Here is an 11,938-nt window from a genome sequence, read left to right on the forward strand (position 1 = left end):
AGGATTCCGGGTCAGCTCAGCATACCCAGTACTTGATTCACCACATGGGCACTGTGATCGCGGTTGCGGCAGATAATTAAGACGGTATCGTCGCCGCAGATCGTCCCCATGATCTCATTCCACTCGAGCGAGTCGATGAGCGCAGCGATCGTGTTCGCCGTTCCCGGCAGACTCTTCAGCACGACGAGATTCTCCGTATAATCGATGTGCACGAAATGGTCGTTCAGCGCGCGCCGCAGCCGCTGCAGCGGATTGTACCTCTGATCGGCGGGCACGGAATATTTGTACCGTCCGTCATCGAGTGGCACCTTAATGAGATGGAGCTCCTTGATATCGCGTGAAATCGTTGCTTGCGTTACATGAAACCCTGCAACACCGAGCAGCTCCACAAGCTCGTCCTGTGTCTCGATCTCGTTGTTCGTGATGATTTCGCGTATCTTGATATGCCGTTGGCCTTTCATGATATCCTCCCTATTCGTTTGCGACCTGCAGCTCGAACTCGTAGCAATCCACGGTCCCTCCCTGCAGGTTCACATACAGCACGCCTGCGGTCTGCGGATACAGCAGCTGGTAGACCAGCAGTCTTTCTCTCAGGGCACTGCCGGTCCTCTCCAGAGGCATCCGCTCTTTGGCCAGCTTCACTGCGTAATAAGAGCCGTCTTTCTGCGCAATATAATCGAAGAACAGCCGGCTGTGGAGCGTTTCGCGCCGGTTCACCGCAATATGTATCAGTACCCGTTTTTTGCCGCTCAGCACCGTGTAGCCGAGATCCTTCAGAAGCTGAGTCGCTTCGTCCTCCGGCGGCTCTTCCAGTTCATTCAGAATCTCCGGCGGCTCCTCTGCCTCCACCGTCTCCTTCATCCGCGAGCGGAGGGCAGTATACAACCACCAGACCAGCGCCGACACCACCAGGCCGATTATGAATCCATCACCGCTCTGCATGCCATCACCTCGGTAAGAGATTTGTACAGGAGCACGCTGCCTCTTAGAGCCTGCAGCAATCCGCCGCACCCATGCGAAGAAGGGAATTGGAGCCCAGGTGACCGGTGACGGCTTACGAGAAGAAGCCTTCTTTATTAAAAAAACTCATCCGTTAAGATGAGCTCTGCATGTTTTGCGACTCCCGTATGACTTCAGAGATCCTCTGGTGGAGCGCTTCCCCCGTAATCCCCTGCTCGTCCGCATTCGCGAGATACGCAAGGAACTCGATATTGCCCTCGCCGCCCTTGATCGGAGAATAGGTTAATCCCCGGAGCGAGAAGCCTGCTTCCTGCGCGAAGCCAAGGACCGATTCCAGCACTTCCCTGTGTACGGCCGGCTCCCGCACGACGCCGGTCTTCGGCACTTTCTCGCGGCCCGCTTCAAACTGGGGCTTAATCAGACAAGCCACGGTTCCGCCGGGGGCAAGTATTGCTTTGAGCGGAGGCAGTATGAGCTTCAGCGAGATGAAGGACACGTCGATCGAAGCAAAGCTGGGCTCTGGACCCGGCAGTTCCCCGGGCTGCATATGCCGGAAGTTCGTCCGCTCCATGACACAGACCCGGGGGTCTTTGCGGAGCGACCAGTCGAGCTGATTGTAGCCCACATCCACTGCATATACGTAAGCCGCCCCGTTCTGCAGCGCACAGTCCGTGAACCCGCCGGTCGAAGCGCCGATGTCCAGCATCGTGACTCCAACGAGGTCAATCCCGAAAGTCTTCAATGCTTTTTCCAGCTTCAGCCCGCCGCGGCTGACATAAGGATGCAGCGAGCCTTTGACGGTGATCGGCGCGGTGCGGGGGACTTTCGTCCCCGCCTTATCGACCGGTTCTCCGGATACGAGCACCAGCCCCGCCATAATCGCCGCTTTGGCTTTCTCGCGCGTTTCGTAATAGCCCTGCTCCACGAGCAGGACGTCAAGCCGTTCTTTCTCTATCTTATCTCCCGCCATGATCGCTCCTTGAATGTGCGCTACGCACGCTGTCTCTTACGGGGAACGAGCGCCTGCAGTTCCTTGACAAGCCGCTCGGCGGTCAGCCCTACTTCTTGACGCTGCTCCTTCACGGAGCCGTGTTCCACGAAATAATCCGGTACGCCGACCAGCTTGATCCGCATCCCGTAGATTCCTTGCATTGAATAATATTCCAGCACACCGCTGCCGAATCCGCCGAGCTGCGCGCCCTCTTCCACGGTAATGACCGGAATGTCCTCATGGCCGATTGCCGTCAGCATGGCTTCGTCCATCGGCTTGATGAACCGGGCATTCACGACGCGCACCTGGGTACCTTCCTTGGCAAGGGCTTCCGCCGCTTCCAGCGCCGCCGGAATCATCGGTCCGACCGCGAGAATAACCGCGTCCGTACCTTGGCGGAGCACTTCCCAGGAGCCCAGCGGAATTTCTTTCATCTCTTCATCCATGGGAACGCCGAGACCGTTAATCCGCGCATAACGGACAGCAATCGGGCCCTCGTCGTATGACACGGCCGTCTTCATCATATGCCGCAGCTCATTCTCATCCTTCGGCATCATGAGCACCATGTTCGGAATGCTGCGGAGATAGGCGATATCATAGACGCCGTGATGCGTCTCCCCGTCCGGGCCTACGAAGCCCGCCCGGTCGATGGCGAACAACACATTAAGGTTGGCGCGGCATATATCGTGCACAACCTGGTCGTAAGCCCGCTGCAGAAAGGTCGAATACACGGCGAAGACCGGCTTCAAGCCTATCGTTGCAAGGCCCGCCGAAAAGGTAGCGGCATGCTGCTCGGCGATCCCTACATCGAACATGCGGTCCGGGAATTTTTTCGCGAACGGGAGCAGCCCCGACCCGCCCGGCATGGCCGGCGTGATAGCTACGATGCGAGGGTCTTTCTCCGCCAGCTCGATCAGCGTCTTGCCGAATACTTCCGTGTACATCGGCGGTCCAACCGTCTTCAGCACCTGCCCGGATTCGATCTTGTACGGGGAAATACCGTGCCAGGTATGGGAGTCCGCTTCCGCAGGCGAGTAGCCTTTGCCTTTGGTCGTGATCACATGGACTAGTACCGGTCCGTTCACTTTGTCCGCCTGCTTGAGTGTCTCGATCAGCAGCGGCAGGTTATGCCCGTCGATCGGTCCGAAGTAAGTGAGTCCGAGCTCCTCGAACCATACGCCCGGCACGACCATGTACTTGAAGGCGTCCTTCAGGCGCTCGGCCGTTTTGGCCAAGGTGCCGCCAATCGCCGGAATCTTCTTGATGAGGTGTTCCACCTCTTCCTTCGCCTTCATGTAGTGCCGGTCGGAGCGGATCCTCGAGAGGTAATTGCTCAAGGCTCCGACATTCGGAGCAATGGACATCTCGTTATCGTTCAGAATCACCATCAGCTTGCGCTTCTCGTGTCCGATATGATTCAGCGCCTCCAGCGCCATACCGCCGGTCAATGCCCCGTCGCCGATCATGGCCACGACGCGGTTATGGCCGCCTTCGATATCCCGGGCGACTGCCATCCCCATCGCCGCCGAGAGCGAAGTAGAGCTGTGCCCGGCTTCCCAGACATCATGCTCGCTCTCCGAGCGCTTGACGAAGCCGCACATCCCCTGGTATTTGCGGAGCGTATCGAAGCGGTCCATCCGTCCCGTGAGAATCTTGTGAACATAGGATTGGTGGCCCACATCATATATAAATTTGTCCGTTGGACTGTCAAACAAATAGTGCAGAGCAATCGTTAACTCGACAACACCAAGGTTCGGCGCGAGGTGACCGCCGGTTACCGATAGCTTCTCGATAAGAAACTGTCTGATTTCCGCAGCCAGTTGCTCCAATTGTTCCGCCGTCAGATCTTTCAGATCTTTGGGCCCGTGAATTTGATCGAGCAGCACGCTTGTTCCCTCGCTTTCCGTCGTTGGATTGTAAATGCCTGATGCCTTACCGCTTGATGCCGAGACGATGCCCGGTGAACGAAAGGACAAGAAGTAAAAAAGCAATAAAGACCTTAAATAAGGAAGAGACCGGGCTCAGCTCTCTCTCCATAGGTTAGAACGTTGCCGTGGGCCAGAATATTCTGCTTCCATTCCCGGCAGTATACCGCGCTCCCCCTCCCCCATTGGCACTAAGTCTCCCTTAGCACAATAGGTGAAAAACGCCAGTTTATCCAGTGTGCGGCAATTGCCGTTCCTTTATTCATGAATTCGGTGAACCCCATAGAGGATCATTCTTGGAGCCGGCGCCGCAGCAGCCGTGGCCCTTGTGACAGCGCATACGTCGTCATTATAGCACACGGGCGCACGGCGGCTCAAATGAACAAGCACCGCTTGCGTCAGCCTTCACGCTGCTTGGGCCCGGGATTAGTGATCCCGCTTCATCAAGTAATCGGCCAGCTCCAGCAGCCTTTTCGGCTCGGGGAAGCCCCCGTCACGAATCGCCTGTTTCGCTTCCGCCGTAAGCTCCGCCACTTTGGCTTCGGAAGCTTCGAGTCCGATGAAGTAAGGGTAGGTGACTTTGCCCTGCTTGACATCGCTCTGAACCGGCTTGCCCAGCTTCTGCTCGTCTCCGATGAGATCCAGAATATCATCCTGGATCTGGAAGGCGAGGCCGATGCACGTGCCGAACCGCTCGAGCGCGTCCAGCTGCTCTCCTGTGGCCCCGGCAATCCGCCCTCCCGCCTTCAGCGAGAAGACGATGAGATCGCTTGTCTTGTGCAGGTGGATGTATTCGAGCTCCTCGAGCTTCGTCAGCCCCTGCTCCCCGAGCATATCGGCGGCCTGCCCTCCGACCATGCCCGGTGCACCGGACAGCTTCGCCAGCTCTTCGACGATATCCGCGACTACCTCGCTGCGGACATCATGACGCCTCGCTGACTGCACTACCGTATAGAACGCATGCGTAAGCAGCGCATCGCCGGCCAGGATGGCCATAGCCTCGCCATACACCTTATGATTCGTCAGCTTCCCTCGGCGGTAGTCGTCATTGTCCATCGCCGGCAGATCGTCGTGGATCAGGGAATACGTGTGAATCATCTCGACGGCAAGAGCGACCGGCATCGCCGCTTCCGTCCTGCCCTGCAGCGCTTCGGCCGCAGCGAGTACGAGAATCGGCCGCAGCCGTTTGCCTCCGGCCATGAGCGAATACATGACCGACTCCCGCAGGGGGCCTGGCACGTTCCACTGCGCCGGAAGCGAGGTCTTCAGCTCGTCTTCGACGCGTCCGGCCAGAACCGCGATATATTCTTTGATGCCTGCTTCCGGACTCATCGCGCTTCCCCTTCGCCAGGCTGGAACGGCTTCTTGACCATGCCGCCTTCCTGTTCTACGAGAATTTCAATCTTGCGTTCGACCTGCTCGAGCTTCTGGCCGCAGAGCTGCGATAAGCGCATACCCTCCTGGAACAGCTCGATCGCTTTCTCCAGCGGCACATCGCCGCTCTCCAGCTGGGCTACGATGCGCTCCAGCTGATCCATTGCCTGCTCAAAACTAGGCGTCGCTTCCTGCGTTGTCATCCAGATTCTCCTCCATTGACCATACGTGGCAGTCTACCCGTCCGTCAACCAGCCGCAGCTTCAAGACATCTCCGAGCTGCACCTGCCGGACGGATTTGACCAGCACTTGTTCTTGTTCGTCATACACAAGGCCGTAGCCCCGCTGCATCACCTTCAGCGGACTGAGCGCATCGAGCTGGCGCATCGCGGATACGAGCTCCTGCGTTTTGTTCTTGAGCCCGGCCTGCATCGCCTGTCTGAGCTGGCGCTGCACGGCATCGAGCTGCCGCCGGGAGAAGACGACCTGCTCCCGCGGGTTGAATGACGATAAGCGCCGCTCCGTGCGGATCAGCCTCTCGTGCGCCCGGGCCACCCGGGCATTCGCCTTGAAAGCCAGCTGCTCCTTCAAGCGGTCGAGCCGCTGGGCGGGGTGCAGCAGCAGCTGCCGGCGCGGATCCGTCAGATACGGCGAGCGCTGCAGCCTGCGCAGCTTCTCGCGGCTGCGTTCGAGCTGCTTGGACAACCCGGCCTGCAATCCTTGGCGCAGATACCCCACCTGCCCCTTCAGCTCCTGATGGTGGGGTACTGCCAGTTCCGCAGCGGCCGTCGGGGTTGCCGCGCGAAGGTCGGCGGCGAAGTCCGCGATCGTGAAGTCCGTCTCGTGGCCTACCGCCGAGATGACCGGGATGGCTGAGGCTGCGATGGCCCGGGCGACGGTCTCTTCGTTGAACGCCCACAGCTCTTCGAGCGAGCCGCCGCCTCGGCCGACAATAAGCACGTCGGCTTCCCCGCGGGTATTCATCTCCCGGATCGCCTTCACGATCGAAGGCGCCGCCCCCTTGCCCTGTACGAGTACAGGATAGAGCAAGACCGGCACATTCGGATATCTCCGCTGCAGCGTGATGATAATATCGCGGACCGCCGCTCCCGTAGGCGAAGTAATCACGCCGATGCTGCGCGGATACTTCGGGATCGCCCTCTTGCGCTGCGCATCGAATAGCCCTTCCGCCTCCAGCTTCTTCTTCAGCTGCTCGAAGGCGAGATAGAGGGAGCCGATGCCGTCGGGCTGCATCTGCGTGACATAGAATTGATACTGCCCGTCCCGTTCATAGACGGATATATTGCCGCAGGCCAGCACCTTCGTGCCTTCCCGCGGAATAAAGCCCAGCTTCTGGTTGTAGGAAGCGAACATAATGCCCTTCAGCCGGCTGTCGGCATCCTTCAGCGTGAAATACATATGCCCCGAGGAGTGATGGGTGAAGTTCGAAATCTCCCCGCGCACCCACACATCCTGCAGCCGGTTGTTGCCCTCCAGGAGCATCTTGATGAAACGGTTCAGCTCCTTGATCGAGTAGACCTGCTTGTCCTTGACCGTAGCCATGGCTCTCTACCGTACCGCTTCTGCTTGCGCTGTGCGCTGAGCCGATTCGAGGGTGTTGCGGAGCAGCATGGTAATCGTCATGGGGCCGACACAGCCCGGTACCGGCGTCACCCATCCCGCCGTCTCCAGCACATCGTCGAAATCGACGTCGCCCGCCAGCTTACCGGTATCGAGGCGGTTGATGCCCACATCGATCACGACCGCGCCCGGCTTCACATGACTGCGGTTAATCATCTTCGGTCTGCCGACCGCTGCTACCAGGATGTCCGCCTGACGCGTAATTTCTTCCATGTTCTGCGTGCGCGAATGGCATACGGTAACGGTGGCATGCTCGCGCAGCAGCAGCATCGCCATCGGTTTGCCGACAATATTGCTGCGGCCGATCACGACCGCATGCTTGCCTGCGATCTCTACGCCGATCTTCTTGAGAATCTCGATGACGCCGGCAGGCGTACATGGGGCCGGGCCCTCTTTGCCGATCATGAGGTTCCCCACGTTCACCGGATGAAAGCAGTCCACATCTTTGCCCGGATCGATGCTCTCGACAATCCGCTCCTCGGAGATATGCTTCGGCAGCGGCGATTGGACCAGAATGCCGTGAATCGCGGGGTTGCCGTTGAGCTTCGCGATCAACTCCAGCACTTCAGCCTCCGGCGTTGCTTCCGGAAGCTGGTACACTTCCGAATGCATGCCGGCCTCCTCGCAGGCCTTGGCTTTGTTGCGGACATACACGTGCGAAGCCGGATCGTCTCCCACGATCACGACAGCAAGGCCGGGTTGAACGCCCCGGCCTTTCAGTGCTTCGACCTCATCCTTGATTTCAGCGCGGTACGCAGCCACGATTTCTTTCCCGTTGATTACTTGTGCAGACATCCCGTTTCCTCCTCGTCCCTGTTCGGCTTGCTTCTATCTAAAGTTCGGGTTGATTTGTTCCAGCTATGGCTTCCGGCCTTAAGCCTCCGGCGCCGGGTTCGGCTTCCGGAGGGTATCCAGATCCTTGATCATCTTGCCGAGAACGCCGTTCACGAACTTGCCCGATTCGTCTGTACCGAAGTGCTTCGCCATCTCGATCGCCTCGTTGACAACGACCTTGGGCGGTACGTCTTCCCGGAACACCATCTCATACGCAGCGAGCCTCAGAATCTGCCGGTCGACGCGGGAGAGCCTGTCCATCTGCCACCCCTTCAGATAATCCGACAACAAGCCGTCGATCTGTCTTTTATGGGTGACCGTCCCCTCCACCAGTTCCTGGATCGACTGCGTGGTGATCTGGTCGCGGTCGCGGGTCAGTTGTCCTTCGTCATCCGTCTGGGCTTCTTCCACCACATGGGCGATCGCATCCCCGGATGTTACTTCATTCATCTCCAATTGATACAAACTCTGGACTGCCAATTCTCTGGCCAATCTTCTTCTCATTCTCGTTACGTCCTCCTGTGGTAACCCGTTCCGTGCGGGAGCCGGGCCCTCGTTACAACTGCTTGTCCTGCCTTCTGACCATAAGAAAATCCTTGGGGCTATCCCAAGGATTCTATCGGAACAGTCTCCATTTGTCCATCAGCCAGCGCCAGGTGCTTTCAGCGGGAAACACCGATTCGTTCCGGTCCATCTTTTTCCCTATATAATACCCAGTATATACGATAAAGAGAAAGATTAACATACGCCAGAAGCCAAAGAACAAATAAATGATGCCGAGCCCGCTGCCGGCCAGCACGCCCGCTGTCTTACCCCTGTGACCTTCCCACAGCTGTTCCCAAATCCGCATCCACATCCGGGGAGCTCACCTCTATTCCACTCGACTTTTGAAAGTGGGGGACGACTGCTGGATATTCGCGATGAATACCGATACGAACGCCACCGGAATGCCGGTAATGTCCTCGATGTGGCGCTTCACATTCGCCTGCATCTCCTCGGTCATACCGGGAATGGAGCTCTCACCGTCCACGATCGCCCTCACCACGATCTCCAGGCCCGCCTGGTTCACCTTCACCCGGGCACGCAGGTCCTTCACCCCCCTGGAGCGCCCAGCTGCCTTCAAGGCCAGGTTCTCCACTGTATCCATCGAGATACGGATGTCTCCGAACTCCGTCCGCTGGTCGATCGACGGAGCCGATGCTTTGTCCCTGCGGACCGACACATACAGGAACCGGATGGAGATCAGAGCCAGCACCACTGCAGCCGCGATGAAAGTCACTGCGGTATGGAAACTTTGATACACGTTAACCACAAAATGACCGGCGGTCTCCAGCGAAATCAGGCCGAATGCCCCGCAGAGGCAGACGATGGCTAGGATCAATACGGCGATGCTAAAAAGAAAAAGCAGCAGTCTGTCGAGAACTTTGACCACGATCCCTGACTCCTTCCGTTATACGGAGGAAACCCCCAAACGCTCCGTCAGGGGGTTCAACCGGATTCTCGCTTTTATTTTACTCGGCCGGGGCCTGCCGCTTCCGGCTCTTCCGGTTTCTCCGCGCCCTTGAAGATGACATCGTGAATGTGCACGTTCACTTGAATGACGCTGAGTCCCGTCATCGACTCGATAGCCTGCTTCACGTTCTGCTGCACACCGTTTGCCACTTCAGGAATCCGCGTGCCGAATTCGATGACAATGGATACGTCGATGGCCGCTTCCCGCTGCCCGACTTCCACCTTCACGCCCTTGGCCATATTCTTGCGGCCCAGCAGCTCGGCGATCCCGCCGGCGAATCCGCCGCTCATCCCGGCCACGCCCGGTACTTCTACCGCGGCCATGCCGGCGATGATTTCAATTACTTCCGGGGCAATCTGGATTGTGCCCATCTCGGTCTTCTCATAATCCGCAGCCAATGTGCTCATTGGATAGACCTCCTCGTCGTTATGCGCCCGCAAATACAAACACTGCAAACCGGTACCGTAAACATCCTGCCCTTACGACTTCCCTTTTGCCGGCCATGAATTCGCTTGCTTCCTTCTGGATGTAAGACCGGCAGAACGCCTCTGGCGCCTGCCCGGTCTCCAGCCCATATGAACATGCAATGATGATAACCTGCGCGCTTCCTGCTACGGACAACGGGTATCCAAGAATAAACGCACACCGTCCCTGCCCGGGATGGATAAGCCGTTTATCTTATATACTATACCATTACCGCAAAAATATGACAATGAAGCGGGTCCCTTACGAATTCGGGTCGTTCACGTCGTGCTCTTCCAGGAATTTGATATCAAAATCGCCCGCAAGAAACTTCTTGTGCTCGAGAAGCTTCAAGTGGAACCCGATCGTCGAATGAATGCCTTCGACCGCGAACTCCGCAAGCGCCCGCTTCATCCGCTGAACCGCTTCGTCACGGGTTGCCCCCCAGACGATCAGCTTCGCGATCATGGAATCATAATGCGGCGGAATCGTGTAGCCTTGGTAGGCAGCGGAATCGACCCGGACGCCGAAGCCGCCCGGCGGAAGGTAGAACTTGATCTGGCCTGCGGAAGGCATGAAATTGCGTTCAGGGTCTTCCGCGTTGATCCGGCATTCGATCGCCCAGCCGTTGATCTTCACGTCTTCCTGCGAGAAGGAGAGCGGCTCGCCCTCGGCTACCCGGATCATCTCCTTGATGATATCGACGCCGGTGATCAGCTCCGTGACCGGATGCTCTACCTGGATGCGGGTGTTCATTTCCATGAAGTAGAACTGCCCGTCCTGCCCCAGCAGGAACTCCAGGGTCCCGGCGCCCGAGTAGTTCACGGCCTGCGCGGCTCGGACGGCCGCAGCCCCCATCGCTTCCCGCGTCTCCGGCGTAAGGATCGGACACGGCGCCTCTTCCACCAGCTTCTGGCGGCGGCGCTGAACCGAGCAGTCGCGCTCGCCCAGATGGACGACATTGCCGTGCTTGTCCGCCAGAATCTGGATCTCCACGTGCTTCATCCCCGTCAAGTATTTCTCGAGGTACACGCCTGCGTTGCCGAACGCCTTCTGAGCTTCCTGCTGGGCCGCCGTGATCTGCTGAACGAGCATCTCCTCGTTATCCGCCAGCCGGATTCCCTTGCCCCCGCCTCCGGCCGTTGCTTTGATGATCAGCGGGTAACCGATCTCCCGCCCGAGACGGATCGCTTCCTCGATATCCTCGACCAGCCCGTCCGATCCGGGAATAACCGGCACGCCCGCATCCTTCATCGTCTGCTTCGCGACCGCCTTGTCCCCCATACGCGAGATGGCTTCCGGCGACGGGCCGATGAACGTGATGTTGCAGCTCTCGCAAATTTCCGCGAAGTCGGCATTCTCCGCCAGGAATCCGTATCCCGGGTGGATGGCGTCGGTTTCGGTAAGCGTGGCTACACTCATGATATTCGTGTAATTCAAATAACTGTCTTTCGACAAAGTTGGCCCGATACAATAGGCTTCGTCGGCCAAACGGACATGCAGCGCATCCCGGTCAGCTTCCGAATAGACGGCGACGGACGATATGCCGAGCTCCCGGCAGGCGCGGATAATACGGACCGCAATCTCGCCCCGGTTGGCGATAAGTACTTTTTGGAACTTCAATGGGATCTCTCCTTCTACTCCGGCTTCACCTTAAAGAGCGGCTGACCGTACTCGACCAGTTGTCCGTTCTCTACGAGCACTTCGACGATTTCGCCTTTCACTTCGGCTTCGATCTCGTTCATGAGCTTCATGGCCTCGATGATGCAGACAATCGTCTTCTCCTTGATACCGCTGCCCTTCGTGACGAATGACGCAGCGCCCGGGGACGGGGATGCATAGAAGGTTCCCACCATAGGGGAAGTAATTGTATGTAAATGGGCGTCCGCTGCCTTGCCTTCTACGGGCGCTTGTACAGGTACGGCTGCGGGGACGGTCGGCGGTGCAGTATGTTGGCCTACCACAGGAGCGAAAGCAGGAGCAGCCGGAGCGGAGGCGTAGATCACCTGCTCGGTTTTGTTAGGTTTGCGGATCACAAGACGGGAGCCCTCGCTTTCGATCTCCAGCTCCTGCAGAGTCGATGCGTCCACAGCCTTGATCAGTTCCTTGATTTCACTTAGTTTAAACACGAAATTCACTCCTTTGGGCGTCTTGTTGCGAAGCGCGGCACGGCGCATACGGCCTGTCCGGTACGCAACATAGCGAAACAAACGACGTTGTTATTATATCACAATCTGT

At 58.1% G+C, this 11,938-nt stretch carries 14 protein-coding genes; all 14 read right to left on the reverse strand.

The genetic code is table 11. The annotated features are described in order from the left end of the window. Positions 1-11: 11 nt before the first annotated feature. Positions 12-461, reverse strand: a complete 450-nt coding sequence (ahrC, locus tag O9H32_RS14165) for a transcriptional regulator AhrC/ArgR (protein WP_269866760.1) — start codon at positions 459-461, stop codon at positions 12-14. Between the two features lie 10 nt (positions 462-471). Continuing rightward, complete coding sequence (locus tag O9H32_RS14170) at positions 472-942, reverse strand: hypothetical protein (RefSeq protein WP_269866761.1); 471 nt, start codon at positions 940-942, stop codon at positions 472-474. A gap of 151 nt (positions 943-1,093) precedes the next feature. Further along, positions 1,094-1,930 carry a TlyA family RNA methyltransferase gene (locus O9H32_RS14175; RefSeq protein WP_269866762.1) on the reverse strand — a complete coding sequence of 279 codons (837 nt, stop codon included), beginning with the start codon at positions 1,928-1,930 and terminating at the stop codon, positions 1,094-1,096. Between the two features lie 20 nt (positions 1,931-1,950). Continuing rightward, positions 1,951-3,837: a 1-deoxy-D-xylulose-5-phosphate synthase gene (dxs, locus tag O9H32_RS14180; RefSeq protein ID WP_269866763.1), complete on the reverse strand. Its 1,887-nt coding sequence runs from the start codon at positions 3,835-3,837 to the stop codon at positions 1,951-1,953. 465 nt (positions 3,838-4,302) lie between these two features. Beyond that, positions 4,303-5,208 carry a polyprenyl synthetase family protein gene (locus tag O9H32_RS14185; protein WP_269866764.1) on the reverse strand — a complete coding sequence of 302 codons (906 nt, stop codon included), beginning with the start codon at positions 5,206-5,208 and terminating at the stop codon, positions 4,303-4,305. Continuing rightward, positions 5,205-5,453: an exodeoxyribonuclease VII small subunit gene (gene xseB, locus O9H32_RS14190; RefSeq protein ID WP_269866765.1), complete on the reverse strand. Its 249-nt coding sequence runs from the start codon at positions 5,451-5,453 to the stop codon at positions 5,205-5,207. The genes O9H32_RS14185 and xseB overlap by 4 nt, the downstream gene beginning before the upstream one ends. Further along, positions 5,428-6,813 carry an exodeoxyribonuclease VII large subunit gene (xseA, locus tag O9H32_RS14195; RefSeq protein ID WP_269866766.1) on the reverse strand — a complete coding sequence of 462 codons (1,386 nt, stop codon included), beginning with the start codon at positions 6,811-6,813 and terminating at the stop codon, positions 5,428-5,430. The genes xseB and xseA overlap by 26 nt, the downstream gene beginning before the upstream one ends. 6 nt (positions 6,814-6,819) lie before the next feature. Further along, a complete protein-coding gene (folD, locus tag O9H32_RS14200; protein WP_269866767.1) occupies positions 6,820-7,686 on the reverse strand; it encodes a bifunctional methylenetetrahydrofolate dehydrogenase/methenyltetrahydrofolate cyclohydrolase FolD in 867 nt (288 codons plus the stop codon). Between the two features lie 78 nt (positions 7,687-7,764). Beyond that, a complete protein-coding gene (gene nusB / locus O9H32_RS14205; protein ID WP_269866768.1) occupies positions 7,765-8,229 on the reverse strand; it encodes a transcription antitermination factor NusB in 465 nt (154 codons plus the stop codon). 112 nt (positions 8,230-8,341) lie between these two features. Then, the gene (locus O9H32_RS14210) at positions 8,342-8,581 is read right to left on the reverse strand and encodes a DUF2273 domain-containing protein (RefSeq protein WP_269866769.1); all 240 of its coding nucleotides are present in this window, start codon (positions 8,579-8,581) and stop codon (positions 8,342-8,344) included. A 15-nt stretch (positions 8,582-8,596) separates the two neighbouring features. Then, complete coding sequence (amaP, locus tag O9H32_RS14215) at positions 8,597-9,157, reverse strand: alkaline shock response membrane anchor protein AmaP (RefSeq protein WP_269866770.1); 561 nt, start codon at positions 9,155-9,157, stop codon at positions 8,597-8,599. A gap of 74 nt (positions 9,158-9,231) precedes the next feature. Beyond that, on the reverse strand, positions 9,232-9,645 hold the full coding sequence (locus O9H32_RS14220; RefSeq protein ID WP_269866771.1) for an Asp23/Gls24 family envelope stress response protein: 414 nt from the start codon (positions 9,643-9,645) through the stop codon (positions 9,232-9,234). Positions 9,646-9,964: 319 nt separating this feature from the next. Then, positions 9,965-11,323, reverse strand: coding sequence for an acetyl-CoA carboxylase biotin carboxylase subunit (accC, locus tag O9H32_RS14225; protein WP_269866772.1), 1,359 nt, complete (start codon positions 11,321-11,323; stop codon positions 9,965-9,967). A gap of 14 nt (positions 11,324-11,337) precedes the next feature. Next, the gene (accB, locus tag O9H32_RS14230) at positions 11,338-11,829 is read right to left on the reverse strand and encodes an acetyl-CoA carboxylase biotin carboxyl carrier protein (RefSeq protein ID WP_269866773.1); all 492 of its coding nucleotides are present in this window, start codon (positions 11,827-11,829) and stop codon (positions 11,338-11,340) included. Positions 11,830-11,938 lie beyond the last annotated feature (109 nt).

The organism is Paenibacillus caseinilyticus (assembly GCF_027533645.1).
Taxonomy (GTDB): domain Bacteria; phylum Bacillota; class Bacilli; order Paenibacillales; family NBRC-103111; genus Paenibacillus_G; species Paenibacillus_G caseinilyticus.

Excerpts from the sequence above, each read along its gene's own strand:
- ahrC (WP_269866760.1), bottom strand. The coding sequence starts at position 461 with ATGAAAGGCCAACGGCATATCAAGATACGCGAAATCATCACGAACAAC.
- O9H32_RS14170 (WP_269866761.1), bottom strand. The coding sequence starts at position 942 with ATGCAGAGCGGTGATGGATTCATAATCGGCCTGGTGGTGTCGGCGCTG.
- O9H32_RS14175 (WP_269866762.1), bottom strand. The coding sequence starts at position 1,930 with ATGGCGGGAGATAAGATAGAGAAAGAACGGCTTGACGTCCTGCTCGTG.
- O9H32_RS14185 (WP_269866764.1), bottom strand. The coding sequence starts at position 5,208 with ATGAGTCCGGAAGCAGGCATCAAAGAATATATCGCGGTTCTGGCCGGA.
- xseB (WP_269866765.1), bottom strand. The coding sequence starts at position 5,453 with ATGACAACGCAGGAAGCGACGCCTAGTTTTGAGCAGGCAATGGATCAG.
- xseA (WP_269866766.1), bottom strand. The coding sequence starts at position 6,813 with ATGGCTACGGTCAAGGACAAGCAGGTCTACTCGATCAAGGAGCTGAAC.
- folD (WP_269866767.1), bottom strand. The coding sequence starts at position 7,686 with ATGTCTGCACAAGTAATCAACGGGAAAGAAATCGTGGCTGCGTACCGC.
- nusB (WP_269866768.1), bottom strand. The coding sequence starts at position 8,229 with ATGAGAAGAAGATTGGCCAGAGAATTGGCAGTCCAGAGTTTGTATCAA.
- O9H32_RS14210 (WP_269866769.1), bottom strand. The coding sequence starts at position 8,581 with ATGTGGATGCGGATTTGGGAACAGCTGTGGGAAGGTCACAGGGGTAAG.
- O9H32_RS14220 (WP_269866771.1), bottom strand. The coding sequence starts at position 9,645 with ATGAGCACATTGGCTGCGGATTATGAGAAGACCGAGATGGGCACAATC.